The 25,420-nt window shown below is 67.3% G+C and carries 24 protein-coding genes and 2 riboswitches; of the genes, 6 read left to right on the plus strand and 18 right to left on the minus strand.

Annotated features, from left to right (window positions below):
* Positions 1 to 84: 84 nt before the first annotated feature.
* Complete coding sequence (locus tag ACVWZ7_RS07185; RefSeq protein ID WP_091251583.1) at positions 85 to 372, plus strand: WXG100 family type VII secretion target; 288 nt, start codon at positions 85 to 87, stop codon at positions 370 to 372.
* Between the two features lie 36 nt (positions 373 to 408).
* Here ACVWZ7_RS07185 and ACVWZ7_RS07190 read toward each other — a convergent pair whose 3' ends face one another.
* The 6 genes from ACVWZ7_RS07190 to ACVWZ7_RS07215 form a co-directional block, all read right to left on the minus strand.
* Complete coding sequence (locus ACVWZ7_RS07190) at positions 409 to 1,452, minus strand: RNase H family protein (RefSeq protein WP_456507425.1); 1,044 nt, start codon at positions 1,450 to 1,452, stop codon at positions 409 to 411.
* Between the two features lie 290 nt (positions 1,453 to 1,742).
* Entirely contained in the window at positions 1,743 to 3,380 is a 1,638-nt protein-coding gene (gene groL, locus ACVWZ7_RS07195) for a chaperonin GroEL (protein WP_091251391.1), read from the minus strand.
* A 295-nt stretch (positions 3,381 to 3,675) separates the two neighbouring features.
* The gene (locus ACVWZ7_RS07200) at positions 3,676 to 4,998 is read right to left on the minus strand and encodes an ABC transporter substrate-binding protein (protein ID WP_456507426.1); all 1,323 of its coding nucleotides are present in this window, start codon (positions 4,996 to 4,998) and stop codon (positions 3,676 to 3,678) included.
* Positions 4,998 to 5,201, minus strand: coding sequence for a cold-shock protein (locus ACVWZ7_RS07205; RefSeq protein ID WP_139184482.1), 204 nt, complete (start codon positions 5,199 to 5,201; stop codon positions 4,998 to 5,000). The genes ACVWZ7_RS07200 and ACVWZ7_RS07205 overlap by 1 nt, the downstream gene beginning before the upstream one ends.
* A 159-nt stretch (positions 5,202 to 5,360) precedes the next feature.
* Positions 5,361 to 5,996, minus strand: coding sequence for a LytR C-terminal domain-containing protein (locus ACVWZ7_RS07210; RefSeq protein WP_344363493.1), 636 nt, complete (start codon positions 5,994 to 5,996; stop codon positions 5,361 to 5,363).
* Positions 5,997 to 6,090: 94 nt separating this feature from the next.
* Positions 6,091 to 6,384, minus strand: coding sequence for a DUF3263 domain-containing protein (locus ACVWZ7_RS07215; protein ID WP_456509082.1), 294 nt, complete (start codon positions 6,382 to 6,384; stop codon positions 6,091 to 6,093).
* Between the two features lie 163 nt (positions 6,385 to 6,547).
* Here ACVWZ7_RS07215 and ACVWZ7_RS07220 point away from each other — a divergent pair, with 163 nt between their 5' ends.
* Entirely contained in the window at positions 6,548 to 7,330 is a 783-nt protein-coding gene (locus ACVWZ7_RS07220; RefSeq protein WP_456507427.1) for a uracil-DNA glycosylase, read from the plus strand.
* Between the two features lie 52 nt (positions 7,331 to 7,382).
* Positions 7,383 to 8,222 (plus strand): siderophore-interacting protein, encoded by an 840-nt coding sequence (locus tag ACVWZ7_RS07225; RefSeq protein WP_456507428.1) that lies wholly within the window; start codon positions 7,383 to 7,385, stop codon positions 8,220 to 8,222.
* A 65-nt stretch (positions 8,223 to 8,287) separates the two neighbouring features.
* On the opposite strand, the gene ACVWZ7_RS07230 is transcribed toward ACVWZ7_RS07225, so the two are convergent.
* Together ACVWZ7_RS07230 and ACVWZ7_RS07235 are read right to left on the minus strand one after the other, a co-directional pair.
* Positions 8,288 to 9,784 carry a threonine/serine ThrE exporter family protein gene (locus ACVWZ7_RS07230; protein ID WP_456507429.1) on the minus strand — a complete coding sequence of 499 codons (1,497 nt, stop codon included), beginning with the start codon at positions 9,782 to 9,784 and terminating at the stop codon, positions 8,288 to 8,290.
* 40 nt (positions 9,785 to 9,824) lie between these two features.
* Entirely contained in the window at positions 9,825 to 10,898 is a 1,074-nt protein-coding gene (locus ACVWZ7_RS07235) for a lipid II:glycine glycyltransferase FemX (RefSeq protein WP_344363481.1), read from the minus strand.
* A gap of 114 nt (positions 10,899 to 11,012) precedes the next feature.
* On the opposite strand from ACVWZ7_RS07235, the gene ACVWZ7_RS07240 reads away from it, so the two are divergent.
* Positions 11,013 to 11,567, plus strand: coding sequence for a TspO/MBR family protein (locus tag ACVWZ7_RS07240; protein ID WP_456507430.1), 555 nt, complete (start codon positions 11,013 to 11,015; stop codon positions 11,565 to 11,567).
* A 40-nt stretch (positions 11,568 to 11,607) separates the two neighbouring features.
* Here ACVWZ7_RS07240 and ACVWZ7_RS07245 read toward each other — a convergent pair whose 3' ends face one another.
* From ACVWZ7_RS07245 to ACVWZ7_RS07270, 6 genes are all read right to left on the minus strand, one after another.
* A complete protein-coding gene (locus tag ACVWZ7_RS07245; RefSeq protein ID WP_116766978.1) occupies positions 11,608 to 13,005 on the minus strand; it encodes an L-serine ammonia-lyase in 1,398 nt (465 codons plus the stop codon).
* A gap of 159 nt (positions 13,006 to 13,164) precedes the next feature.
* Positions 13,165 to 14,499, minus strand: coding sequence for a serine hydroxymethyltransferase (glyA, locus tag ACVWZ7_RS07250; RefSeq protein ID WP_456507431.1), 1,335 nt, complete (start codon positions 14,497 to 14,499; stop codon positions 13,165 to 13,167).
* The gene (gene gcvH, locus ACVWZ7_RS07255; RefSeq protein WP_091251371.1) at positions 14,496 to 14,879 is read right to left on the minus strand and encodes a glycine cleavage system protein GcvH; all 384 of its coding nucleotides are present in this window, start codon (positions 14,877 to 14,879) and stop codon (positions 14,496 to 14,498) included. The genes glyA and gcvH overlap by 4 nt, the downstream gene beginning before the upstream one ends.
* Positions 14,880 to 15,474: 595 nt before the next feature.
* On the minus strand, positions 15,475 to 16,608 hold the full coding sequence (gcvT, locus tag ACVWZ7_RS07260; protein ID WP_456507432.1) for a glycine cleavage system aminomethyltransferase GcvT: 1,134 nt from the start codon (positions 16,606 to 16,608) through the stop codon (positions 15,475 to 15,477).
* A gap of 12 nt (positions 16,609 to 16,620) precedes the next feature.
* On the minus strand, positions 16,621 to 19,509 hold the full coding sequence (gene gcvP, locus ACVWZ7_RS07265; RefSeq protein WP_202615839.1) for an aminomethyl-transferring glycine dehydrogenase: 2,889 nt from the start codon (positions 19,507 to 19,509) through the stop codon (positions 16,621 to 16,623).
* A 39-nt stretch (positions 19,510 to 19,548) separates the two neighbouring features.
* Positions 19,549 to 19,665: riboswitch (glycine riboswitch) on the minus strand.
* A gap of 1 nt (position 19,666) precedes the next feature.
* Positions 19,667 to 19,765: riboswitch (glycine riboswitch) on the minus strand.
* Between the two features lie 232 nt (positions 19,766 to 19,997).
* Positions 19,998 to 20,537: a TetR/AcrR family transcriptional regulator gene (locus tag ACVWZ7_RS07270; protein WP_116767039.1), complete on the minus strand. Its 540-nt coding sequence runs from the start codon at positions 20,535 to 20,537 to the stop codon at positions 19,998 to 20,000.
* A 68-nt stretch (positions 20,538 to 20,605) separates the two neighbouring features.
* Between ACVWZ7_RS07270 and ACVWZ7_RS07275 the strand changes: the two genes are divergently transcribed.
* A complete protein-coding gene (locus ACVWZ7_RS07275) occupies positions 20,606 to 22,204 on the plus strand; it encodes an MFS transporter (protein ID WP_456507433.1) in 1,599 nt (532 codons plus the stop codon).
* A gap of 5 nt (positions 22,205 to 22,209) precedes the next feature.
* Here the strand turns inward: ACVWZ7_RS07275 and ACVWZ7_RS07280 are convergent, their stop codons facing one another.
* From ACVWZ7_RS07280 to ACVWZ7_RS07295, 4 genes are all read right to left on the minus strand, one after another.
* Positions 22,210 to 22,683, minus strand: a complete 474-nt coding sequence (locus tag ACVWZ7_RS07280) for an SRPBCC family protein (protein ID WP_456507434.1) — start codon at positions 22,681 to 22,683, stop codon at positions 22,210 to 22,212.
* Positions 22,684 to 22,693: 10 nt separating this feature from the next.
* A complete protein-coding gene (locus ACVWZ7_RS07285; protein ID WP_456507435.1) occupies positions 22,694 to 23,053 on the minus strand; it encodes an ArsR/SmtB family transcription factor in 360 nt (119 codons plus the stop codon).
* A gap of 123 nt (positions 23,054 to 23,176) precedes the next feature.
* Positions 23,177 to 23,656, minus strand: a complete 480-nt coding sequence (locus tag ACVWZ7_RS07290; protein ID WP_091251364.1) for a Dps family protein — start codon at positions 23,654 to 23,656, stop codon at positions 23,177 to 23,179.
* Between the two features lie 166 nt (positions 23,657 to 23,822).
* The gene (locus ACVWZ7_RS07295; protein ID WP_456507436.1) at positions 23,823 to 24,641 is read right to left on the minus strand and encodes a sigma-70 family RNA polymerase sigma factor; all 819 of its coding nucleotides are present in this window, start codon (positions 24,639 to 24,641) and stop codon (positions 23,823 to 23,825) included.
* A 254-nt stretch (positions 24,642 to 24,895) separates the two neighbouring features.
* Between ACVWZ7_RS07295 and flgN the strand changes: the two genes are divergently transcribed.
* Positions 24,896 to 25,411 carry a flagellar export chaperone FlgN gene (gene flgN, locus ACVWZ7_RS07300; RefSeq protein WP_344363456.1) on the plus strand — a complete coding sequence of 172 codons (516 nt, stop codon included), beginning with the start codon at positions 24,896 to 24,898 and terminating at the stop codon, positions 25,409 to 25,411.
* Positions 25,412 to 25,420 lie beyond the last annotated feature (9 nt).

Below are 25,420 nucleotides of genomic sequence, written 5' to 3' on the forward strand. Positions count from 1 at the left end.
TAGATTTTTCGACTGACTCCAAGCGCTGACTGTCACGTTGCCGGGTCCCTGCTGCCTCCTTCGAACATTTGAGAGGGCACGGCCATGAGCATCATCTCCGTCGATACGGAACTCCTCCAGCTGAAATCCGCCAACGTGAAGGCCACGGTGGAGCGGATCAGCGCGGACGTCCACGCCATGAAACACGGGCTGGACGAACTTCAGGGCAGCTGGCGCGGCTCCGCGGCGACAAACTTCCAGAACCTGGTCGCCGAGTGGGCGCTGACCCAAGGCAGGGTCGAAGCATCCCTGGCGTCCATCAACCTGGCACTGAATTCGGCGGCCGCCACCTATGACCAGGCAGAGCTGGGGAACGTGCAGCGCTTCACCTGAGCCTCCCGGGTCCGGGTCAGGCCGCCCCGGGGCGGGTCAGGCCTCGGGCGTGCCCTGGTGGAAGCGCAGCCGCCACTGTGCGCCCTCAAGGACCCACAGGGAGCTGCGCAGGGCTGATCCCTCGCGCGTGTGGCTGCGGTACGTCAGGAGCACGGTCTTCTCTCCCAGCCGGTCCGCGCCCAGCAGTTCCAGTTCGGCGGGTCCGCCCGGGTTGTCCTCCAGGGCCATCATCATGGCGTCGCGGGTCCAGATGCGTCCGGAGCTGCCGATTTCGGTGAAGTCGGGGTGGAGCAGGACTGCTGTGCGGCCCATGTCCGCCCGGGTTTCCGGTTGGAGCAGTTCCCGCTCGAGCGACTCGACCACTGCTTCGGGGCTGGTCTCCGCCAAGGCTGCGGCCGGTTCTTCTTCGAGTTCGCTGAAGAGGTCCGGCTCGTCGAAGGCGCCTGGTGGGCCGAAGAGTTGCTGTTGGCCGGAGGGAGCCGCGGACTGGGTCGGTCGCATGGCCTGCTGCGGGGCCGCCGCCCTGGACGGGGCCGCCGTTGCCTGCGCTGCCTGAGGGGCCGCCTGCGGCGTCGTGGAGACCGCGTGGGCTGCTGGTGGCGTCCCGACTGCCGCTGTCCCGAATCCGGGACCCTGCCGGACGGCCACGCCTTGCTGGTACGCCGTGGCAGCTGCCCGGGCGCGGTCGTCTGCCGCTTCGTTGAGCTCGTGACCTGCGTGGCCCCGCACCCATTCGAAGGTGTACTTGCGGCCGACGAGGGCCTGGTCGATGTCCTTGAGGAGGTCGACGTTCAGCACCGGCTTGCCGTCCGCCTTGCGCCAGCCCTTGCGTTTCCAGCCGGGCATCCACTTGGTCACGGCGTTGATGACGTACTGGCTGTCGCAGAGGATGAGCAGGTCTTCGCCGGGCACGTGAGCCGTGGCCCGGAACAGGTCCAGCACCGCCATCAACTCGCCCTGGTTGTTGGTGCCGTGGGGCCATCCGCCGGCGCGCCAGCAGTCGTCATTCACGTACCAGGCCCAGCCGGCCGGGCCGGGATTTCCTAAGGCCGAACCGTCGGCCGCTGCTGTAATCGTCACTGATCTATCCTGCCAGACCCCGCCGACGTCCACCGACGCCCCCTCACGTCGGCAACAAACCACCCGGCGCCCCTCACATCCTTCCCCCACCACGCAACGCTCCCTCACCGCCGTTCTCAGCAGAGCAGTCGCGTGATCACCGTGATACCTGAGGCGGCGTCGGCTGGATCAGTGCGTTAAGTGAGGGAGGGTGTCCGGGCGGGGATGTGCTTAACCGACGACGGCGGCCCCACCCGAAGGTGGGACCGCCGTCGTTGAACAATTAGTTCAGGTGGCTGGAAGCCGGGTGGTTAGAAACCGCCCATGCCGCCCATGCCGCCCATGTCGTCGCCGCCGCCCATAGCCGGGGAGTTCTTCTCCGGCTTGTCGGCCACAACGGCCTCGGTGGTGAGGAACAGACCGGCGATGGAAGCCGCGTTCTGCAGGGCAGAGCGGGTTACCTTGACCGGGTCGTTGATGCCGGCGGCCAGCAGGTCGACGTACTCGCCGGTGGCTGCGTTGAGGCCGTGGCCTGCGGGCAGGCCGCGGACCTTGTCCACCACGACGCCGGGCTCGAGGCCGGCATTGAAGGCGATCTGCTTCAGCGGGGCGTCGATGGCAACGCGGACGATGTTCGCACCGGTTGCTTCGTCACCGGAGAGCTGCAGGTTCGCGAATGCCTTGGCACCGGCCTGGATCAGGGCAACGCCACCGCCGGCGACGATGCCCTCTTCAACAGCAGCCTTGGCGTTGCGGACAGCGTCCTCAATGCGGTGCTTGCGTTCCTTGAGCTCGACTTCGGTTGCGGCACCGGCCTTGATGACTGCAACGCCGCCGGCCAACTTGGCCAGGCGCTCCTGCAGCTTCTCGCGGTCGTAGTCGGAATCCGAGTTCTCGATCTCGGCGCGGATCTGGGACACGCGGCCGGCGATCTGGTCGGCGTCGCCTGCACCCTCAACGATGGTGGTCTCGTCCTTGGTGACAACAACCTTGCGGGCCTTGCCGAGGAGTTCGAGTCCGGCGGTCTCAAGCTTGAGGCCGACTTCCTCGGAGATGACCTGGCCACCGGTGAGGATGGCGATGTCGGCCAGCTGCGCCTTGCGGCGGTCGCCGAAGCCCGGAGCCTTGACGGCAACGGACTTGAAGGTGCCGCGGATCTTGTTGACGATCAGGGTGGCCAGGGCCTCGCCCTCGATGTCTTCGGCAATGATCAGCAGCGGCTTGTTGGACTGCATGACCTTTTCGAGGACAGCAACCAGTTCCTTGACGTTGGAGATCTTGGAGTTGACGATCAGGATGTAGGGATCCTCAAGGACCGTTTCCTGGCGCTCGGCGTCTGTGACGAAGTAAGCGGAGATGTAGCCCTTGTCGAAGCGCATGCCTTCGGTGAGCTCCAGCTCGAGGCCGAACGTGTTCGACTCCTCGACCGTGATGACGCCTTCCTTGCCGACCTTGTCGAGGGCTTCGGCGATCAGGGCGCCGATCTCGTTGTCGCCAGCAGAGATGGACGCGGTGGCGGCGATCTCTTCCTTGGTCTCGATTTCCTTGGCGGAGGCCAGGAGCTCGCGAGTGACGGCTTCGACGGCCTTCTCGATGCCGCGCTTGAGGGACAGCGGGTCAGCGCCGGCCGCGACGTTGCGCAGGCCTTCCTTGACCAGGGCCTGGGCCAGCACGGTGGCCGTGGTGGTGCCGTCGCCAGCGACGTCATCCGTCTTCTTGGCAACTTCCTTGACCAGCTCGGCGCCGATCTTCTCGTAAGGATCGTCCAGCTCGATCTCCTTGGCGATGGAAACACCATCGTTGGTGATCGTGGGGGCGCCCCACTTCTTTTCGAGGACGACGTTGCGTCCCCGCGGGCCGAGGGTGACCTTGACGGCGTCGGCGAGGATGTTCAGGCCCCGCTCAAGACCGCGGCGTGCCTCTTCATCAAATGCAATGATCTTGGCCATAACGGCAGTAGTCCTTTCGGGACAGTCGTTAAGAATGAACCTTCGCTGCGGTGCCCGCGACGGACGATCCCAACCCGGCGGCCTCTGTATGCCGCTGGGTCCGGGATCTCACCCCAGCAAGGTGTTTCTTTAGCTCCTGGACCGGCCGCCTCACTTCGCGGCCGGGCGGACCGGGCGTCGTGTTAGCAGTCAGTGCGCTGGAGTGCTAACTCAATAATTAGCACTCCCCCGGGGAGAGTGCAAGCAGTGGCCGGCCCGAACCGCCCGCCACGCGGGCCCAATACGCTATGAGCGATCAGCCGCCGTTGCTGCTGGCGGTCTCCGTGCCGCTCATCTTGGCCATGTTGTCCTCGCCGTAGGTGTAGACCACGTAGTTCGCCTGAGTGATGTCCCCGTGGGAATCGAAGCTGATCCGTCCGGACTGGCCGTCGTAGTCCGGACGCTGGCCTGCATGCAGCGCGTCTTCACAGTCCTTGTAGCTCGTGCACACCTTGCTAGCGGCCGGGCTGGCGGTCTGGCCGTCTGCTGCCGCGGCGCCGCCGGAGATGGGGACGAGGGACGCCGCGATGGAGGTTCCGGCGTCGTCCTCTGCCGCGGCGGCAGCGACGGCGGCCAGGATGACGGCGTCGTACGTCTCGGCGGCGAACGTCATGTCCTTCAGCCCGGGATCTACCGCCACGAGGTCCGCCTGGAAGGCGGCGGAGGGGAACACACCGGGCAGGATCCCGCGTGCGCCGTCGAGAGCGCGTGCGCCCAGCCCGGAGCCGTACTGGTTGACTGCTCCGTCGCTGAGGACGAGTTTCTTCCCAGCAAGGCCGGCGTTGTTCAGTTCGGCGATGGCGCCCTGGGCGCCATCGCGCGCGACCAGGACCACGGCGTCGGGATTCGCGGCTTTCGCGGCGGCAACAGCTTGTTGCGCCTGGCCCGGTTTGAACTCCGCGTCCGCCACGGTGTCCATGCCGGACTGCTTGGCCGCACTGTCGACGGCGGCGGCGACATCCTTGCCGTAGTCACCTTCCTCGTGCAGGACGGCCAGGGTATTCGCGCCGCCGTCTTTGGCCAGCTTGGCCAGGACGGAGGCCTGGGCGACGTCGGCCGCCGCGGTGCGGAAGTAGTAGCCGCCGCTCTTGTAGTTGCTGAGCCCGCTGGCAGAGTTGGCCGGCGAAATGAGCGCTACCTTGGCGTTGGACAGCACGTCGATGGCGGCCGGGGCACGGCTGGAATCAGTGGGACCGATCACGACGTCGGCCTTGGCGGCCACGAGCGCTTTGGCCTGGGCGGCGGTGTCCGTGCTGATGGTTTCCGGCAGCAGCTCCACGGGTTTGCCTTTGTGGCCGCCGGCGGCGTTGATGTCCTTGACGGCAAGCTGTGCGGCCGCGAGCTGGGGGGCGTTGAGGAAGTTCTGCCGCCCGGTGTTGTCCAGGATTAGGCCGATGCGCAGGGTACCGTCGCCACTGGCGTCGGCGCTGGCCACGCGGGCGCTGCCCGCAGGCCCCAGGCAGCCTGTCAGTGCCAGGGCCGTTACCGTTCCCGCTGCCAGGGCGCGGCCCAACGGGAAAGCTCCTGTGCGACGCCGGGCGGTGTCCCGCGGGGTGTCCGTGAGGGCGGGAAGTGCCACTAGGCGGGCCGAACGCTTTCAGCCTGCGGGCCCTTTTCGCCCTCGCCGATTTCCAGCTCCACCCGCTGGCCCTCATCCAGGGCGCGGTAGCCTTCCCCGATGATCGCGGACCAGTGCACGAAGACGTCGTTCTCGGACCCGTCGACAGTGATAAAGCCGTAGCCCTTTTCGGCGTTGAACCATTTGACGGTTCCCAGTGCCATGGTGTCCACACTTTCAACTAGCTTGCGTGCGGCCCACGTCGATGTGCGCCGCGGACTGCGAAGAGAAATCCGCAGCCACTGTATCCACAGCGTCCCGCAGTAATGCCGGTGACGGGCAGACCCGCCGGTGAATAGTTATTGAGGCGTAACCGGAATGGGTTACTGGAAGCCGGGGCCGATCACCACGACGAGAGGCATGTTGAACTCGGCGGACTCCACCAGGGTGTCGATGCCCAGGAGCGTTCCCAGAGCCTCGGCGTTGCCCTTCTGGTCCACGCTGCTGTAGAAAATCACCGACGTCTGCTGGGGAACGCCGGGCCAGTTGCCCGTCTGGCCCAGGACCCAGCCGGCGGAACTGACGGTGCCGCCGACCCTGCTGGCGAGGCCGGCGGTGGTGGTCCCGTTATAGATCGTCACCGGCTGCGTCTTGTCCACGCCGGCGGCAGTGTCCCCCGGTGTTGCAGAGGGCGAGGCTTCCGGCGCCGTCGTGGCAGCTTCGGGGCTGGCCGGGGCCGTGCTGGTCGCCTCGGGACTGGGGCTCGCCGGGCTCGTAGCAGACGGGCTGCTGCTGGCGGACGCGCTGCTGCCGGCGGAGACGGCCGATGCCTGGCCCGCAGAAAAGCCGAGCTTGGGCAGGATCAGGAAGGCCACCAGGCCGATGGCCAGCGCTATGCAGCCCGCCGCCAGGATGGGAACCAGGCTCCGGCGGCGCGATTCGGCGACGGTCCGGTGGACACCCTGCCGGGTAGAGGTCTCGGGGACCCGATCAAATTCATCCCGAGCGTATTTGGTCATGGTTAAACGACGTCCTTGCTGATTTCATACGGGGTGCCCGAGGCCGGAAGCGGGCGCAACAGGACCTGCGAATCCGGCTGCGCGTGGCGCTACTTTACGAATCTGTTCCCAGACGACGGGCAGTGCGGGCACGTTGGCGTGATGTACGTAGTCTACGCAATCTCTTGACCAGCATGGGATCGTGGGCCAGCGCCTCCTCGGTATCGATGAGGGCGTTGAGGATCTGGTAGTAGTGCGTGGCGGAAAGGTCGAAGAGCTCGCGGATGGCCTGTTCCTTGGCCCCGGCGTACTTCCACCACTGCCGCTCCAAAGCAAGCATCTGCTGGTCACGGGCACTCAGCGGCGATTCGTCCGCCACCGCCCCCAGGCTGTCCCCCGACTCGGAAATTCCGTCAAAATCCCCCGCGAGCACGTGCTCTTGCGCTGTTTCGGCCACGACACACTCCCTTGGCTGGATCCGGTAAAAAGTCAGTCCCATGCTACGGCCGAACGACAGGGTTGTCATTTGGGCGCGGTCCAGGAACGGGCGGCGCGCGCGGACGTGCGGGAGAATGGGACCTGTGTTTGATTCCGATGCCCTGTTCGAGCTGGAGCCCGCAGCCGCCGACAACCTCAGCTTCGCGGAGCTGGCACGCCAGCCGCTGAGCGAGCTGGTTGCCCAGGACTGGGCCGAGGCGCTGGCGCCGGTGGAGCCACAGCTGCGGGACGTCCTGCACTACCTCGCCAGCGACGCGGCCGCGGGTCATGAGGTCCTCCCGTCGCCGTCCAACCTCCTGCGCGCTTTCCGGCAGCCGCTGTCCGGCGTGCGGGTCCTGATCGTGGGACAGGACCCGTATCCGACGCCGGGGCACGCCGTCGGGCTGTCCTTCGCCGTCGATGGTGGCACCCGGCCGATCCCCCGCAGCCTCGCGAACATCTACAAGGAACTTGAGGCCGATCTCGGCTTCCCGCCCCGCGTCCACGGGGACCTTAGCCGCTGGGCGGAGCAGGGCGTGCTGCTCCTCAACCGGGTCCTCAGCGTCCGCGCCGGCGCGGCCGGTTCGCACCGGAGCAAGGGCTGGGAAGCCGTCACGGCGGCGGCCATCCGGGCTGTCGCGCATCGCGTGTCCGCGGACGGCGCTGGCACGGCTCCCCTCGTCGTGATCCTGTGGGGAAAGGATGCCGAGTCCGTCAGACCACTGCTGGGGTCCGCCGCCGTGATCGCCAGCGCCCACCCCAGCCCGCTCTCGGCATCCCGGGGCTTCTTCGGTTCCAGGCCGTTCAGCCGGACCAACACGCTGCTGCAGGAACAGGGCAACGGGACCGTCGACTGGGAACTGCCGCCGCTGCCGTAACAGGCCTCCCCGCCGGGGTTCCCGGCCGGGGTTCTTGGTTAGGCTTAGCTGCATGACCTCCGTCCCCGCCGCCACCACAGCCAACAAGAACTCGCGCCCCCAGACTGACCTGACAGTCCTGCGCCGGGAACAGCTCTCCCCGCACATGGTCCGGATCATCGCTGGCGGCCCGGGCTTCGCCGGGTATGTCAACAACGACTATGTGGACCGGTACGTCAAGATCGTGTTTCCGCAGCCGGGCATCGACTACCCGGACCCCCTGGACTTGTGGGCCATCCGGGAATCCATGCCGCGCAGCCAGTGGCCGTTCACCCGGACCTACACGGTCCGTTGGGTGGACGCGGCGGCCCAGGAACTCGCCATCGACTTTGTCATCCACGGCGACGAGGGCCTCGCGGGCCCCTGGGCAGCAGCGGCCAAGCCCGGTGACCGCCTCACTTTCACGGGCCCAGGCGGCGGCTACAACCCGGACCCGACGGCGGACTGGCACCTCTTTGCCGGCGATGAATCGGCGCTCCCGGCCATCGGCGCCGCCATCGAGTCGCTGCCCCAAGACGCCCGCGGCCTCGCCTTCCTCGAGGTGGACAGCGACGCCGACATCCAGGCGATCGCGGCGCCTGCCGGCGTCGAACTGCGCTGGCTGCTGCGCAGCGGCGTCCCCGCCGGCGAGAGCGAACTGCTGGTCACGGCCGTGCGCGAGGCCGAGTGGCCCGAGGGCCGCGTCCAGGTCTTTGCCCACGGCGAGCGGGGTTACATGAAGGGCCTGCGCAGCGTTTTCTACGTGCAGCGCGGGCTGGAGCGGACCCAGGTTTCCCTCTCCGGCTACTGGGCCAAGGGCCGCGTGGAGGACGACTTCCAGGCGGAGAAGAAGCTGCCGATAGGCAAGATCTGAGGCCGAATATCTCACGGCACAGGATCTAACGGCGCCAGATCCAAAGGCACCGCTGGCCGGACAGCCTAGCGGCGGCGGGCCCGGCGCCGCTCGTTGCTGGCGAGGCTTCGCGTCAGGGGCCGTGCCAGGGTGTCACCGAGCACAATCCCCGCAGCGACGCCGAGCACGATCGCCCCGGCGTTCAGCATCCCCCCGGCGCCTATGAGAATCTCGGATTCCTCGATGGTCAATACATACATGGAGCGGAATATGGTGAGGCCGGGAAGCAGGATCAGGGCCGCGGGGACGGCCACGACCAGCTGGGGAGCACCCATCCGGAGGGCCAACACCCGGGCCAGCAAGCCGATCGCCACGGCCGCGAGGGCCGGCGCGAACCGGGACCCGATGCCCACGGCGTCGCCCCCGATCAGGACCAGATAGCCCACCACCCCCACGGCCGCCGTCGGCAGCAGCAGCTTCACGCTGGTCTGTTCCGTAATGCCGATCATCAGCACCGCAATGGCGATCAGGACCACGATGACCCACAAGTCATACCTGGGCGGGAATGTTTCCGTGACGTCGATCGGTTCCATGCCGGTCATGTCGCCCACGACGAAGCCGACGGCGATGCCGGCGACCAGCGCCCCGAAGGTCAGCATCGTGGACAGGAACCGGCCCGCCGCCGTGACGGGGAAGCCGTTGATCGCATCCTGCACCGAGGATACGAGCCGTCCCGTGGGCAGGAGCAGCAGGATGCCGCCGACCACCACGATCGCCGGGGCAATCTGTATCCCCACCGGGCTGCCGAAACGCCACAACAGCAGGGCAATGATGGTCACCAGAAACGAACACGAGGCCGTGATGAAGAAGTCCGGAGTACGCCAGCGGCCCAGCTGGCGGGCCAGCAGGCTCACGAACATATTGGAGATGAACGCGACCATGGACGCGCCCAGCCCTCCGCCCAGGACGCCGACGAAGACGGCGGAGAACACGCCGAAAGCCACCGTGACCATCCACCGCGGGAAAGGCTTGGCGCTGCGGGTGATGTCCTCGAGCCGGCGCACGGCTTCCTCGCGGCCGACGCCGCCGGCCACGATGTCCGTCACCAGCTGGTGCACCTGCGAGAGGCCCGCGTAGTTGTTGGTCCAGGACCGCACGACGCGCAGCAAGGAGATGGGGGTCTGGTCCTTCGGGGCATAGTTGATGGCCACCGACTGGTTGGTGATGTCCACCTCGATGTTCTTCAACCCGAGCGCGGCGGTGATGGCAATGATGCTGGTCTCGACCTCGAGGGCGCCGGCCCCGTACCGGAACATGGATTCCGCCAGTTTGAGGGCGAAGTCGATGGTCTTGCGGGCCGAGGCGTCCACCCCGCCGACCTGGATCATGGGGTTGGCATAGGGGCTGCCGGCGAGCCGGTCCACGATGCTCAGCGGCGCCGTCGGCGGGTTTTCACCTTGGACCAGCCGGCGCAGCATCCGCTTAGCGGCGACGTTCTGGCGCACCTGCATGGGCGACATCGGTTCGGTCCGGGGCAGGCCGTCCGTGGGCGGCCTGCGGCGGCCGTCGGGTTCTTTGTTCATTCCGGCCTCCTCACTGTCCTTGACGGTTTTTGCCGATGGCCTAGTAGAACTGCTGGCCCGTGCGCCGGGTGTAGAGCTGGCGTGCCACGCGCTCCCCCGCCGTCATCCAGGCCTTGTACTTCAAGGGGCTCAGCACCTGGTCGTAGCAGCCGACGAAGTCGGTCACGGTCTTGCTGAAGCTCGTCTTGAAGAGGCCCAGCCCGTGGAACGGGTTCGACGTGTCCTTGAGCTTGTCGCTCGGCGGGGTGCCGCAGAAGTCGTACTCGGTGCAGCCAAGGTCCTTGAGCTGGTTGATGGCCGTCCACTGCACAAGGTGCGAGTCGCCGTACTGACCCCGCTTCTGCAGCGACCCGCCGTCCTTGTACGTGCCCTTGCGGCCGTAGTTGATCACGAACGCGCCCACCGAAGGCACGCCGTTCTCGTACACGAAGAGCAGCCTGCCCTGGTCCCGCTTCAGGAAGTTGGTCCAGAACTGGCGGTAGTACTCATACTCGCGGACCCGGACCTGGGATTTGGCCTCCACCGTGGTGGTCATCAGGGCATACATGGCCCGGAAATTCTCATCCGTGGGTTCGACGTTGTGGACCTCCACGCCCTCGCGGATGGCCCGGCGCACGGCATTGCGGCCGCGGGAGTGCAGGTTGCGCAGCAGCTGGTTTTCCTCCGGCGCAATGTCAAGAAGCGCCGTGGAGTCGTTCGGCTGCAGGTTGTGGGTCTTGACGAGTCCGGCGCCTTCAAGGACCCGGGCGGCGTCGTCGGAGAGGATGATGTCCGGCTCGATTTTGATTGCGAAGACGCCCAGCCTGGCCCGCTTCACGAAGTCCGCGTTCGCGGCGGTGATCCCGGGGATGTCGTCGACAGACGCCACGTCGGGGCCCTTGATCAGATACCACAGCTTTCCGAGCAGCGGGAAGGACTTCTCCAGGACCAGGTTGTAGCTCGTGTAGTCCGCCGTCTCGTAGACCAGGTGCAGGGGTTTCCAGCCAAAGTGCTGCTTAACCTCGGCGAAGGCTTCGGATTGCAGGAGATTGCCGCCGTTGGGGTTCGCGGTGACGTGGGCATCCCAGTTGGCAATCTCTTCGGCGGAGGCAAAGCGGGCAGTGAATTCACGCAAGGGTGCGGCATCCAATCATTGCGGTACGAGCGTCGGCGGCATGCGGACATGCAGCCCCAAGTCTATCGGTCCGCACCCTGCCGCCGGTCCGGACAAGACGGTTACGCTGGTCTCATGCAGGCTCAGCAACAACCGCTGGAAGGCCGTCCCGGGGCGCCCGGCGGACGCTCACGAGACGCCGGAAGCGGCTCCCAGGTGATCGCACTGTTCGTGTTCCTCGGCGCGTCGGCGCTCGTTGCGGCCCTGGGCGGCCTGGCCACGGCCAACCACGTCAACGGCTGGTACGCCACGGCGGACAAGGCGCCATGGTCCCCGCCCAACTGGGTCTTCGGCCCGGTCTGGACGCTCCTGTACACCGCCATGGCCGTCGCGGCGTGGCTGGTCTGGCGCAAACACGCCGAAGGGTCCAGGACGGCGCTCACCGCCTACGGGCTCCAACTGGTGCTGAACCTGCTGTGGACCCCGGCCTTCTTTGCCCTGTACCCGGTCCTCGGGACGCCGGCGCTGTGGATCGCGTTCGGGATCATCGTGGCACTCGCCGTCGCGGTGGCCGTGACCGTGGTGCTCTTCGGGCCCATCAGCCGGACGGCAGGGCTGCTGATGCTGCCCTACCTGTCCTGGATCGTGTTCGCGTCCACGCTGAATCTGTGGGCGGCCCTGCACAACTAGCGTCCGCCGCAAGTGGCCCCGGCGGGCGCCGGCTAGCCCGCTAGCACTCCACGACGTTCACGGCTAGGCCGCCCATCGCGGTTTCCTTGTACTTGGAGCTCATGTCCTTGCCGGTCTCGCGCATGGTCACGATGACCTCGTCGAGGGAGACCCGGTGCGAGCCGTCGCCCCACAGGGCCATCTTGGCGGCGTTGATGGCCTTCGCCGCGGCGATCGCGTTGCGTTCGATGCAGGGGATCTGGACGAGGCCGCCGATCGGATCACAGGTCAGGCCAAGGTTATGCTCCATCGCGATTTCCGCGGCGTTTTCCACCTGCTGGGGCGTGCCGCCCATGACTTCGGCCAGGCCGGCGGCGGCCATCGACGACGCCGAGCCCACCTCGCCCTGACAGCCGACCTCCGCGCCGGAGATCGAGGCCTGTTCCTTGTACAGCACGCCGACGGCGGCCGCGGTCAGCAGGAACTTGACCACGACGTCGTCGCGGTCGGCCTGGGTGGCCTTATCCATGCCGGGTGCGAAGTGCAGCGCGTAGTAAAGCACGGCCGGGATGATGCCCGCGGCGCCGTTGGTGGGGGCGGTGACCACACGGCCGCCCGAGGCGTTTTCCTCGTTCACGGCCAGCGCGATCAGGTTGACCCATTCCTGCCAGTACTTCGGGTCCCGGTCCTTGTCCTCCTTCATGAGGCGCTCGTGCCAGTCGGGGGCCCGACGCCGGACCTTGAGGCCGCCGGGCAGCAGCCCGACGCGCTTGAGGCTGACCTCGACGCAGCCCTCCATCACCGAGTAGATGTGCAGGAGCCCCTCGCGGATCTCCTCCTCGGTGCGCGAGGCTCGCTCGTTGACGAACATGATCTCACCGATCGAGAGGCCCTTGGACTGGCAGCGGCCCAGCAGTTCCGCGGCCGTCCGGAACGGCAGGGGAAGTTCCTTCTTCGATTCGTCGAGTTCCTTCAGGGCCGCCTCTTCCTCGCCCTCGCGGACGATGAAGCCGCCGCCCACGGAGAAGAACGTGGCGCTGTGGAGGACCTCGCCGTCGGCGTCCGAGACGGTGAACGTCATCCCGTTGGTGTGCCGGGGCAGGATGGTGAGCGGCCGCAGGACCATGTCCTTCACGCCGTACGGCAGGGAAACAGCTCCGGCCAGTTGCAGGATGCCGGTCTCCGCGATCGTGGCGAGCCGGCCTTCCACTTCCTCGGGGAGGATCAGTTCGGGGTGGAAGCCCTCAAGCCCGAGCAGGATGGCGGTCATCGTGCCGTGGCCGTGGCCCGTGGCGGCAAGCGAGCCATAGAGGTCAACGCGCAGGGACGCCACCTTGTCCAGGTCGCCGGAAGCCTTGAGTTCTTCGGCGAAGACGGCGGCGGCCCGCATGGGGCCCACGGTGTGCGAGCTGGATGGCCCTATTCCGATGGAAAAGAGGTCAAAGACTCCAACAGCCATTGTCGGTTCCTAACTAGGTCTTGCTGTGGCCCGGCAGAGGGTCTTGCCGGAAGGCGGCGCGGCCGCCGGTCGGCGGCAGTACCGCCGGATGCACGACGCCGGGCGGCGGCTTGTGGCCGCGGCCCGCCCGGCGTCGTGTCTACTTCAGTGATACGTCGCCTAGGCGAGGTTATCAACCGAGGGGTACAGCGGGTGGGCGGCGGCGAGGGCCTCCACCCGGGTGCGCAGACCGGACAGGTCCGCGCCGGCGTCGGCGGTCAGGGCCTCGGCGATGATGTCGGCGACCTCGGTGAAGGCCGCTTCGCCAAAGCCGCGGGTGGCCAGCGCCGGGGTGCCGATCCGCAGCCCCGAGGTGACCATCGGCGGGCGCGGGTCGAACGGGACGGCGTTGCGGTTGACGGTGATGTCGATGGCCGCCAGGCGGTCCTCGGCTTCCTGCCCGTTGAGCTCGCAGTTGCGCAGGTCCACGAGGACCAGGTGCACGTCGGTGCCGCCGGAGATCACGTTGATCCCCTTGGCGGTGACGTCCGGCTGGAGCAGGCGGTCGGCGAGGATCCGCGCGCCGGCAAGGACGCGTTCCTGGCGTTCTTTGAACTCCGGGGACGCGGCGATCTTGAAGGCCACGGCCTTGCCGGCGATCACGTGCTCCAACGGGCCGCCCTGCTGGCCGGGGAACACCGCGGAGTTGATCTTCTTCGCGATGTCGGCGTCGTTGCTGAGGATGATGCCGCCGCGCGGACCGGCGAGGGTCTTGTGCGTGGTGGACGTCGTGACGTGGGCGTGCGGGACCGGGCTCGGGTGCAGCCCGGCCGCCACGAGGCCGGCAAAGTGGGCCATGTCCACCATGAGGTAGGCGCCCACGGAGTCGGCGATCCGGCGGAACTCGGTGAAGTCGAGCTGGCGGGCGTACGCGGACCAGCCGGCAACGATCAGCTGCGGCTTGTGCTCCTGGGCCAGGCGTTCGACCTCGGCCATGTCGATCCGGTGGTCATCCTCGCGGACCTGGTACGGGATGACGTTGTAGAGCCGGCCGGAGAAGTTGATCTTCATGCCGTGGGTCAGGTGCCCGCCGTGGGCCAGGTTCAGGCCCATGATGGTGTCGCCCGGACGGATCAGGGCGTGCATCACGGAGGCGTTGGCCTGCGCGCCGGAGTGCGGCTGGACGTTGGCGTACTCGGCGCCGAACAGGGCCTTGACCCGGTCGATCGCGAGCTGCTCGATCACGTCAACGTGCTCGCAGCCGCCGTAGTAGCGCTTGCCCGGGTAGCCCTCGGCGTACTTGTTGGTCAACACCGAGCCCTGCGCCTGCATGACGGCCCTGGCGGTGTGGTTCTCCGAGGCAATCATCTCCAGGCCCTCGCGCTGGCGGGTGAGCTCGTCATCGATCTTCGCGGCGATCTCCGGGTCCAGGGCGGACAGGTCCGCGTCCAGGCTCGGCGAGACGACCTGCTCAAACGCCAGAGTCTCTGTTCCTACAGCCCCTCCCGCGCTCACAGTTCGCCGCCGTTCTTGGAGGCGTATTCCTGGGCCGAGAGCAGCGGGCCGTCCGAGTCAGCGGCCACCTTGAAGAGCCAGCCGGCACCGTACGGATCGCTGTTGATCAGCGCGGGGTCCTCGACGACGGCGGCGTTGATTTCGGTCACCTCGCCCGTGACGGGGGCGTACAGGTCCGAGACGGACTTGGTCGATTCGACCTCGCCGCAAGTCTCTCCGGCGGTCACCGCGGAGCCGACCTCGGGCAGGTCGACGTAGACAATGTCGCCGAGGGCGTCGGTGGCGACGGCGGAGATGCCGATGGACACGACATTCCCGGCCTCACGCGCGACCCACTCGTGCTCGTCGGAGTACTGCAGTTCAGGGGCAACTTTTGCCATGTGTTTTTCCTAAGTCTTGGAGTGGTCGTTGGTGCTAATTCAATTGTGGTTGGGTTACGTACTGACCGTGGCCGGGTTACGCGGCCGGAAACCGAATTCCTCCGCGTGCTCGGTCGCGAAGGCGCCCGCTGGGCGGACGCGTCGCTCCCTTAGACGCACGCTTCCGGAATCCGCTCCCCTGCCGCTTTCGGTTAGTTCAGTTCCGCGGGCCAACAGTTTCGGACGGGCCACCAGTTCTCCGGAAAGAAACCGTGGCCGTTCGAATCTTCTAGGGCCGGGCTGCTTCTTGGCTTCAAGGGTGTCATCAAGCTCACCCCCCAATGTTCGAGCTTGACAGGGCACCCGTTGGAACAAGCCGACCCCCGGTAGGCGGCTCATCCCCCAGCACCCTTGGTGTTCGAAGGCGCTTGTTCCCGTTGCTCCGGTTCCAGGGCGTGGTCTCAAAGGTGACGTGCCCCCAAGGGGTTGGCCGGCCGCGGTTTTCGAAAGCGTGCGTCTAAGCGAGGAACGAGCGAGCACGCGTGAAAACTGGGGCCAGCCAGCCCCGGAGCCGGGCACCGGTGAGGCACACGGCTCCGGGACCGACCCAGCCGGGCTACTTTTGGCGCTTGTAGAACGGCAGTGCGACAACTTCGAAGGGCTCCGTCTTGCCGCGAAGATCGATGTCCAAGGCCGTGCCGGGTTCGGTGAACTCAACATCGACGTAGGCCATGGCAACCGGGTAGCCCAAAGTGGGTGAGGGCTGGCCGGAGGTGACCTCGCCCACCACGTTGCCGTCCTTGAGGACCGGGTAGTGGCCGCGGCCTGCCCGGCGTCCGAGGCCCTTGAGACCGACGAGCTTGCGGCCCGTGGTGGAGCCGGCGCCGGCTTCCTTCTTGGCGGCCAGGGCCGCCTTGCCGATGAAGTCGCCTTCCTTGGACAGCGCGACGACGGGGCCCAGTCCCGCGGCGAAGGGGTCTCCTTCGAGCGAGAGTTCGTTGCCGTAGAGCGGCATGCCGGCCTCGAGCCGCAGGGAGTCGCGGGAGGCGAGGCCAGCGGGGGTCAGCTCGCCGTCCTCGGCGATGGCGATGAGCGCTTGCCAAAGGGCGGCGGCGTCGTGGTTGTCCACGAAGATCTCGAAGCCGTCTTCGCCGGTGTAGCCGGTGCGGGCCAGCAGGAGGTCCTGGCTGGCGCCGCCGACCATGAAGGGCACCTCGACGGCGGCGTAGTACTTCAGGCCGGTGACGAGCTCATGCTGCGCGGCCGGGACAAGGCGGAGCAGGATGGCCTCCGCTTTGGGACCCTGCACGGCGATCAGCGAGGTATCGGCGGAGGCGTCCTGGACGGTGACCTCAAAGCCTGCAGCGCGCTCAGCCATAGCAGCTGCGACCACTTTGGCGTTGCCCGCGTTGGGGACCACCAGGAACTTCTGCTCGCCACGGCGGTAGGTGATGAGGTCGTCGATGATGCCGCCGTCCTCGTTGCAGATCAGCGAGTACTTGGCCTTGCCGATCGCCATGGCGGAGATCTTGCCGACCAGGGCGTAGTCGAGGAAGGCCGCGGCGTCCGGGCCGGTGACCCAGACTTCGCCCATGTGGGAGAGGTCGAACAGGCCCGCGGAGTTGCGGACGGCGTGGTGCTCGGCGAGTTCGGAGCTGTACTTCAGGGGCATCTGCCAGCCGCCGAAGTCCGTGAAGGAGGCGCCGAGCTTCTTGTGCTCTTCGTACAGGGCCGTGTAATTCTCAGTCATCGTTGGCTGTCCTTAGTTGGCGGAGGCGGAGTCGTCGGAGTGGTCCTCGAAGGCTTCGAGGGGTGGGCACGAGCAGATCAGGTGGCGGTCGCCCGCGGCGCCGTCGATCCGGCCGACCGGCGGGAAGTACTTGTCCTGCTTGAGCGTGTGGACCGGGAAGACGGCCTGCTCGCGCGGGTACTCGCGGGTCCAGTCGGTGCTGATCACGGCGGCGGCGGTGTGCGGCGCGTTGCGCAGCGGGCTGTGCTCCACGGTGAAGTCACCGTGGGCCACCTGGTCGATCTCGGCGCGGATGGCGACCATGGCCGTGATGAAACGGTCGATCTCGCCGAGGTCCTCGGATTCGGTGGGCTCCACCATCAGGGTGCCGGCCACCGGGAACGCCAGGGTGGGGGCGTGGAAGCCGTAGTCAATGAGACGCTTGGCGACGTCCTCGGCGGTCACGCCGGTCTTGGCCGTGAGTTCGCGCAGGTCCAGGATGCACTCGTGGGCAACCAGGCCGCCTTCGCCGGTGTAGAGCACCGGGAAGGAGTCGTTCAGGCGGGCCGCGATGTAGTTCGCTGCCAGGAGGGCCGACTTGGTGGCTTCGGTGAGGCCCTGGCCGCCCATGAGCTTCACATAGGCCCAGGAGATCGGCAGCACGCCGGCCGAGCCGTAGCGGGAGGCGGAGATCGGGGTGCCGTCGGCGCCGTTGGCCGGGTCCGCAGCGTTGCCCGGCATGAAGGGTGCCAAGTGTGCCTTAGCCGCGACCGGGCCGACGCCGGGGCCGCCGCCGCCGTGCGGGATGCAGAAGGTCTTGTGCAGGTTCAGGTGCGAGACGTCGCCGCCGAACATACCCGGCTGGGCCAGCCCGACGAGGGCGTTGAGGTTGGCGCCGTCGATGTAGACCTGGCCGCCAGCGGCGTGGATGGCGTCGCAGACCTCGCGGACGTCGGCGTCGTACACCCCGTGGGTGGAGGGGTAGGTGATCATGATCGCGGAGAGCGCGTCCTTGTGCAGCTCGATCTTGGCCTGCAGGTCCGCGTGGTCGATCGTGCCGTCGGAGGCGGTGGCCACGACAACGACCTTCATGCCGGCCAGCACGGCCGAGGCGGCGTTGGTGCCGTGCGCGGAGGCCGGGATGAGGCAGATGTTGCGCTGGGCGTCGCCGCGGGAGAGGTGGTAGCCGCGGATGGCCAGCAGGCCGGCGAGCTCGCCCTGGGATCCGGCGTTGGGCTGGATGGAGACCTGGTCGTAACCGGTGATCTCGGTCAGCTGGGCTTCGAGGTCCTCGATGAGTTCGCGCCAGCCGGCGGTCTGGGATTCCGGGGCGAAGGGGTGAATGGAGGCGAATTCCGGCCAGGAAATCGCTTCCATCTCGGCCGTGGCGTTCAGCTTCATGGTGCAGGAACCCAGCGGGATCATCGTGCGGTCCAGCGCGAGGTCGCGGTCTGAGAGGCGGCGGATGTAGCGCAGCAGCTGGGTCTCGGAGCGGTGGGTGTTGAACACCGGGTGCTGGAGGTAGTCGGAGGTCCGCTCGACGGCGGCGTCCAGGACGAAGCCATCTACGGAATCCACCACAGTGGCCCCGAAGGCGGCGACGACGTCGGCGACGATGCCCGCCGTCGTGGCTTCATCGGCGGAGATGCCGACAGTGTCGGCGTCGATGGCGCGCAGGTTAATGCCCTTGGCGTCGGCGGCCGCGATGATTTCCGCGGCCTTGCCGGGCACGGAGACGGTGATGGTGTCGAAGAAGGAGGTGTGCAGCACGTCCAGGCCCGCGGCCTTCAGGGAAGCGGCGATGGTCTTGGCGTGCCCGTGGACGGTCTGCGCGATGGCCTTCAGTCCGTCGGGGCCGTGGTAGACGGCGTAGAAGGAGGACACGATCGCCAGCAGCGCCTGAGCGGTGCAGATGTTGGAGGTGGCCTTCTCGCGGCGGATGTGCTGCTCGCGGGTCTGCAGGGCCAGACGGTAGGCGGGGACGCCGGCGTTGTCCTTGGAGACACCCACGAGGCGGCCGGGCATGGAGCGCTCGAGGCCCTTCTGGACGGCCATGTAGGCAGCGTGCGGACCGCCGAAGAACAGCGGCACGCCGAAGCGCTGGGCGGAGCCGACGGCGATGTCCGCGCCCTGCTCGCCCGGGGACGTGATGAGGGTCAGGGAGAGGAGGTCGGCGGCGACCGTGACGAGCGCGCCGCGCTCCTTGGCCTCGGCGATCACGGCGCTGTGGTCGAACACCCGGCCGGAGACGCCCGGCTGCTGCAGGACGACGCCGTTGATGACGCCCTCCGGCAGGCCCTTGGACAGATCGGCGACCTCGACCTCGAAGCCGAGGGCTTCGGCGCGGCCCTTGACGATCGCGATGGTCTGCGGGAGGCAGTCGGCGTCGAGGACGGTCTTTCCGTCGTGCGCTTCCTTGTTCTTGTTGGCGCGGCGCATCATCAGCACGGCCTCGGCGACGGCGGTGGCTTCGTCCAGCAACGAGGCGTTGGCGATCGGCAGGCCGACGAGGTCCTGGACCATGGTCTGGAAGTTCAGCAGCGCCTCGAGCCGGCCCTGGGAAATTTCCGGCTGGTAGGGCGTGTACGCGGTGTACCAGGCCGGGGCCTCGAGAATGTTGCGGCGGATCACGGCCGGGGTCACGGTGTCGTAATAGCCCTGCCCGATCATCTGCACGGCCGTCTTGTTCTTGCCGGCCAGCTTGCGCAGCTCGGCGAGGACTTCCACTTCGCTCAGGGCCGCGCCGAGAGCGAGGTCGGAGTCCTGGCGGATGTCTTTCGGAACGGCGGTGTCCACCAGGGCGTCGACGGTGTCGTAGCCGACAGCCTTCAGCATGGCGTCGACGTCGGACTGGCGACGGGCACCGATGTGCCGGTCGACGAAGGACGTGGAGGCTGGGGTAACAGTCACAAGGAACTCCATAACTCAGGCGGCGCTGGGTACGCCACATTGATTCGGGTTCCTCCCCGCTCTGTATTGGACCTGAGAGTTTCCGCGCAGCCGTGCATATAAGAGGGCTTCGCTTGCACCGTCGGTGAGCACAGCGTGTCGAGGACAGCCTGCCACTTTCCAGAGGTGCCTTGCCGCGGCGGTACGTGGGCCTGAGAGATTCCTGGGGAGGATTTGCTCCTACGGCGCCTGCTTGTACCTACTTGCAGGACTCTCCCGCCGCAGATCAAAGGCGTATTCAATTGGGTGTTCAATCGGGGGTGACAACAGTCACAACAATCATTGTCCTATGCCGGGCGCGCGTCCGCAAACTCCCGCCCGCCTTCGGCCCCACGTTACGAGGAGCGGCGGCACCGCGAATTCGCCGGAAACGTGCCGGGTCGCCGTAACGTTCGAGCGAACTCGCACTCTTCCGGCGACTTCGGCGGACTCGGAGGTCGCAGCGCGAGCAGTTCAGGGCCTCAGCGGCGCAGCTTCTCGACGGCGGCCAGGAGGCCCTCGACGTCTGCCTCGATTTCAGCGGGCGGACCGGCGGGCCCCCGTCCGAGCATGGCGTTGAAGTACAGCCCGTCCCCCATGTACAGGACCGCCTTCGCCATGGCGGGCCCGACGTCGGCCGCCAGCAGTTCCAGCCAGCTCGCCTGGCCTGCGGCGAAGCGGCGCTGGGTTTCCTCGTGCGCCACCTCGGCGAGCCGGGTGGCCGCCACGAAAACCCGGTCCATGGGCGTGTCCGCCCATACCGAGGACTTGATGAAGTACGCCGCCGCGCCTTCCGGAGCCGCGGCCATGGCGGCGACATCCGCGGCCAGATGCCGGTCCAGCCGTTCGAGCAGGACCGAGATCATCGCCTCCTTGGTCGGGAAGTGGTAGAGCAGGCCGCCCTTGGAGACGCCGGCCCGCCGGGCGACGGCGTCCAGCGTCGCGGCGCGTTCGCCCACTTCGATGAGCAGGGATTCAAAGGCGTCGAGGACGGCCTCGCGGGCCACCGGTTTTCTGGGCATGCTTCCCATCATGCCCGTCCGGCCCCGCATTTCTTAACTGTACCGTCCAGACGGTATAGTTATGACTCATGAGCACCACATCGACTACCACAGCCACCAGCAACCCGGCGGCCACCCGGCCCCAGGCACCCTGGCGTGACTGGGTGGCGCTGGCCCTGCTGATGTTCCCCGTTCTGCTCGTGGCCGTGGACAACACCGCTCTGACCTTCGCCCTGCCGGCCATCGCCCGCAGCCTGTCCGCCTCCGGCGTCCAGCTGCTCTGGATCATCGACGCCTACCCCCTGGTCCTGGCCGGGCTGCTCGTCGCGATGGGCAGCCTGGGCGACAGGATCGGCCGCCGCAGGCTGTTGTTCGTGGGCAGCGCGGGTTTTGCCGCGGTTTCGGCCGCGACGGCGTTCGCCCCGAGCGCCGAATGGCTGATCGCCGGCCGCGCGGGGCTAGGCCTCTTCGGCGCCATGCTCATGCCCTCTACGCTCTCCTTGATCCGCAACATCTTTCCCCAGCCCAACCGGCGCCGCCTGGCGGTGGCCATTTGGGCCGCGGGCTTCTCCGGCGGTGCCGCCCTCGGCCCGATTGCCGGCGGCTGGCTCGTGGAACACTTCTGGTGGGGCGCCGTCCTGCTGGTCGCGGTGCCGATCATCCTGCCGCTGCTGCTGCTCGGGCCGGGGCTGATCCCGGAATCCCGAGATCCGAAGCCCGGCCGCGTGGACGCGCCCAGCATCATTTTGTCCCTGCTGGTCATGGTGCCCGTGGTCTATGGGATCAAGGCGCTCGCCACGCACGGGCCGGCGCCGGAGGCCTTCGCGAGCATCGGCGTCGGCCTGTTGATGGGCTATGTCTTTATCCGGCGCCAGCGCAACCTGGCCGAAGGCCACAGCACAGCCCGCGCGACGGGCCACAGTACCGCGCCGATGCTCGACGTTAGCCTCTTTGGCAACCGGATCTTCAGCACGGCCATCATCGCCAACGTCCTGGCGCTGTTCTCCTTCAACGGCTTCATTCTCTTCCTGGCCCAGCACCTGCAACTGCTGGAGGGCCAGTCCCCCTCGGCCTCGGGCGTCGCCATGGTCCCGGCCCTCATCGCCACCGTCGTTGCCGGCCTGCTGGTGGTCCCGCTGGTGCGGAAGGTCCGGCCCGGTTTCGTCGTGGCCGGCGGCCTGCTGCTGAGCGCGGCGGGCTATTTCATGGTGGCGTTCGGCGACCACAGCCACGGGCCGTCACTGCTCCTGGCCGCCCTGATGGTCCTCTGCCTGGGAGTGGGTGCCGCGGAGACCATCTCCAACGACCTGATCCTGGGCGCCGCGCCGGCCGACAAGTCGGGGGCCGCCGCCGCGATCTCCGAGACCGGCTATGAGGTGGGGTCCCTGCTGGGCACCGCGATCCTCGGCTCCATCCTCACGGCCTCGTACCAGGGCAACCTCCGGCTCCCCGCGGGTGTGTCCGAGCTCGCGCCGGCCGGAGCGACGAGCCAGGCCGGCGAAACCCTCGCCGGCGCGGTGGAGCTCGCCGGGATGCTCCCCGCTCCCCTGGCGGAATCCGTGACGTCGGCCGCGCGTACTGCCTTCGACTCCGGCGTCCACATCACGGCCGCCATCGCACTGGTCCTGATGTCCGGGGCCTGCGTCCTGGCCGCGATCGTGCTCCGTACGGTGCCGAAGGCCAAGTAGCAGGCTCAGTTGCCGTCGACGTACTTCTGCAGGGCGTCAAGGAGCTCGCCCGTGCCTTCCTTGCGCCCGGCGACCTGAGCCCCGTCACTTTCCGGGGACCCGGTGAAGAAGGCGCCCTGCTCGGTCAAGGTCAGCAGGGTGCCGTCGCCGTCGGGCTCGAGTTCGACCGTACTGAGCGAGACGGACATGCGTCGTCCATCGAGCAGCATTTCGTAGCTGTAAACGATCCGCTCGTTCTCGACGATGTCGTGGTAGATGGCATGCATGGTCGAAACCCAGCTGCCCACCGGACCTCCGACGTCGGTCTCGCGGCCGCCCTCCCGGAAGTCGAGGCTGGATTCGCCCTGGTACCACTCCGGCGGACCGCCAAACCACTTCTTCTTGCTGGCATGGTCGGCAAACGCGGCAAAGACGCGCGACGGCGGTGCGTTCAGCCGGCGCTCCAGGGAAAAACTCGCGTGCGTAACGGGGACACTCATGACGGACTCCTCATTGCTCAGTGTGGAGGCTGGGATCCAGGAATTGCTCCAGCCGGTCGAGGCGGCGCTCCCCCGGCGTCCGGCGCTGGCCCAGCCAGTCCTCTGCGCGCCGGACTGTGACAGGGTCGATGCTGCAGCTGCGGACCCTGCCGATCTTTTCGCTGCGGATCAGGCCGCTGGCTTCCAGGACCTGCAGGTGCTGCACAACGGCGGGCAGGCTCATCCCGAACGGCGCGGCCAGCTGCGAGACCGAAGCCGGCCCGTCGCAGAGCCGGACCACGATTGCGCGGCGGGTGGAGTCGGCGAGCGCGTGGAAGACGCCGTCGAGCTCCCGCTCACTGAGACCGCGGACCGCTGAATTGTTAAGCACATCGTTAAGTATTCGCCGGTCCGGAGGGAAGTCAAGAGGGCGCTTAAACGCAACGGCCGGCGCCGGGACAACCCGGCGCCGGACACTGTGTTTTAGGGAAGGGCGGGCGGTGGGAGCCGACCCCTACTTGCTTTCAGGTGTGGTCACGCTGGCGGTGGCCTTCATGGTTTCCGCATTGACCATCCAGGCGTACTGTTCAAACTTCGCAATGAACTCATGCAGGAGGTCTGCGGTGGTGGGGTCTTCCTCGTCCACTTCATCGTGCACCTTGCGCATTGTGCCGACGGCCGCTTCCAGGGCCGCGACAATCCGTTCGATGGCGTCCTTGGTGTTGATCAGGCCCGCGGGGAACTCCGCGAGTGCGGTGGATTTGGAAACCGTGGAGCTGCGGCCGTCCGGCAGGGCGTGGAGGGCGCGCATGCGCTCGGCGAGGTCGTCGGCGAATCCCCGGGCGGCGTCGATGATTTCATCAAGCTGAAGGTGGAGGTCCCGGAAGTTGGTTCCCACGATGTTCCAGTGCGCCTGCTTACCCTGGACATGCAGTTCAATCAGGTCCACCAGAACCGCCTGCAGGTTGTTCGTCAGTGTGGGTGATGCTTTCATGCGTCCTCCTCGATAGAACCGGTGCAGTGAAGGCCTCGTGCGCCATCTGGTGGCGCTCCGGCCGGTATCTTCGACGCTACCGCAGGGCATCGCCGCGCCGCGATGGTTCCGGGAGGAATTTCTCAGTCAGCTTACTAAGTAGGCTGACTAACCGTGAAGGGCCCGCTCAGACAGCCTCGTTGAGGACCGGGCCTTGCGGAAAAATGGCCCGGGTGATGCCTCCCGAAGTGGCCTCGGAGAGCTGGCTGAGGTAATCGTTGCGGCGTCGGGGGGTAATCCTGGACTGGGGTTCGAAGGCCTGTTCGGGGTCGTCGGCGTAGTGGGCCGTCAGTCCGTCGCGCATTAGCCGGATGGCCTCGGACCGCTGCTGGGATACTGCGGCGTGCGTGGATCCGAGTTCCGCGGCGAGGTCTTTGACCGTCCGGTCACGGAAGTAGATTTCCTCGACAACGTAGCGCATCCGTTCGGGCAGGGACTTCACGGCGGCCCGGAGGTACTGGAGCCGTTCGTCCGCAAGCACGGAGTGCTCGGGTGAGAGGGTTTCAGCGGCGAGGGTGTCCACCACGGCCTCATCGAGGGGCGTCAGCGTGCGGGACGCATCGGCCAGCGCGGCCTCCACCACGCTTTGCTGGACACCCAGTGCGGACGCGATTTCGTCCACCGTCGGAGTGCGGCCCAGCGCGGACGCCAGCGTTTCCTGCACGGACATGGTTTCTTTGATCCGCCGGCGGGCGGAGCGGGTGGCCCAATCACTGGCCCGCATCTCGTCCGCGAAAGCGCCAAGGATGCGCCGTCGCGCAAACGCGCCGAAGGGCACACCGAGGTCCGGATCGAACGAATCGGCCGAGGTGATCAGGGCAATAGCGCCGGCAGAGGCCAAGTCATCGCGAGAAAGGTGTGACGCCTTTGAGCACAAATCTGAGACGAGATACCCCACCAGCGGAAGGTGCTGCGTGACCATCTCGTTGCGTTCCACGCGATTCACTACTGTGTCCCCCCATGAGACCGGATCCGAAGGGTCGTAGACCCTTAAAACGCCGAGAGCCGCACCCAAGAACGGACCGGTACTCCCCCCATAGGAGTCAGCGTTCGATAGTGGGGTGCAGCACCCATGGTGGAAACCTATCACTTGATCCGCGATCTGCGTGTACCCTCAGGAAAAAGCTTGGCCAAAAATGCGGTAACCGCGCGATCGCCTGTTTCAGCTCTGGTTCAGGCGGCGGCAAGGGAATGGGGCCCATGAGCGCAAGTGATCTCTCCGCAGCACTGTGGCAGGAGCGGCGACAGCTGGAGCTGCTCCTGTTCAGGCTGGAAACGCAGCGGCTGCACGTCGACGCCGGGAATCTGGAGTGGCTGAACTTCATGGCGTCCGAGGTCGAAACCGTGCTGGACCGCCTGCGCTTCGAAGCCCTGGCCCGGAGCGTCGAATCTGCGGCCGTGGCGGCCGAATGGGGCCTGCCGGCACAGACAACGCTCGTGGAACTGATTTCGGCCGCACCCGCCGGGCCCTGGCCCGAGATCCTGGGCGAGCATCTGGACGCCCTGCGTGGACTCCTGGCCCGGCTCGGCGAGGCCGCCCGCGTGAACGAACAGGCGCTGCGGGCGCTCCCGCTGCGGGGACGTCCCGGCCCGGCGGGCACGGCCGGGCTTCTGGATCAGCTCACTACGGCGGGGAACCTGGAGCGGTCCCTGGCCGTGGTGCGGCGCACGTCCCAGCCCCTCCTGGCGCAATACCTGGGCATGGAACGGGACTGATCCGGAGCC

It is taken from the genome of Arthrobacter sp. TE12232, assembly GCF_054062615.1.

Excerpts from the sequence above, each read along its gene's own strand:
- ACVWZ7_RS07185 (WP_091251583.1), top strand. The coding sequence starts at position 85 with ATGAGCATCATCTCCGTCGATACGGAACTCCTCCAGCTGAAATCCGCC.
- groL (WP_091251391.1), bottom strand. The coding sequence starts at position 3,380 with ATGGCCAAGATCATTGCATTTGATGAAGAGGCACGCCGCGGTCTTGAG.
- ACVWZ7_RS07205 (WP_139184482.1), bottom strand. The coding sequence starts at position 5,201 with ATGGCACTGGGAACCGTCAAATGGTTCAACGCCGAAAAGGGCTACGGC.
- ACVWZ7_RS07210 (WP_344363493.1), bottom strand. The coding sequence starts at position 5,996 with ATGACCAAATACGCTCGGGATGAATTTGATCGGGTCCCCGAGACCTCT.
- ACVWZ7_RS07220 (WP_456507427.1), top strand. The coding sequence starts at position 6,548 with ATGGGACCTGTGTTTGATTCCGATGCCCTGTTCGAGCTGGAGCCCGCA.
- ACVWZ7_RS07225 (WP_456507428.1), top strand. The coding sequence starts at position 7,383 with ATGACCTCCGTCCCCGCCGCCACCACAGCCAACAAGAACTCGCGCCCC.
- ACVWZ7_RS07230 (WP_456507429.1), bottom strand. The coding sequence starts at position 9,784 with ATGAACAAAGAACCCGACGGCCGCCGCAGGCCGCCCACGGACGGCCTG.
- ACVWZ7_RS07240 (WP_456507430.1), top strand. The coding sequence starts at position 11,013 with ATGCAGGCTCAGCAACAACCGCTGGAAGGCCGTCCCGGGGCGCCCGGC.
- ACVWZ7_RS07245 (WP_116766978.1), bottom strand. The coding sequence starts at position 13,005 with ATGGCTGTTGGAGTCTTTGACCTCTTTTCCATCGGAATAGGGCCATCC.
- gcvH (WP_091251371.1), bottom strand. The coding sequence starts at position 14,879 with ATGGCAAAAGTTGCCCCTGAACTGCAGTACTCCGACGAGCACGAGTGG.
- gcvT (WP_456507432.1), bottom strand. The coding sequence starts at position 16,608 with ATGACTGAGAATTACACGGCCCTGTACGAAGAGCACAAGAAGCTCGGC.
- gcvP (WP_202615839.1), bottom strand. The coding sequence starts at position 19,509 with ATGGAGTTCCTTGTGACTGTTACCCCAGCCTCCACGTCCTTCGTCGAC.
- ACVWZ7_RS07270 (WP_116767039.1), bottom strand. The coding sequence starts at position 20,537 with ATGCCCAGAAAACCGGTGGCCCGCGAGGCCGTCCTCGACGCCTTTGAA.
- ACVWZ7_RS07275 (WP_456507433.1), top strand. The coding sequence starts at position 20,606 with ATGAGCACCACATCGACTACCACAGCCACCAGCAACCCGGCGGCCACC.
- ACVWZ7_RS07280 (WP_456507434.1), bottom strand. The coding sequence starts at position 22,683 with ATGAGTGTCCCCGTTACGCACGCGAGTTTTTCCCTGGAGCGCCGGCTG.
- ACVWZ7_RS07290 (WP_091251364.1), bottom strand. The coding sequence starts at position 23,656 with ATGAAAGCATCACCCACACTGACGAACAACCTGCAGGCGGTTCTGGTG.
- flgN (WP_344363456.1), top strand. The coding sequence starts at position 24,896 with ATGAGCGCAAGTGATCTCTCCGCAGCACTGTGGCAGGAGCGGCGACAG.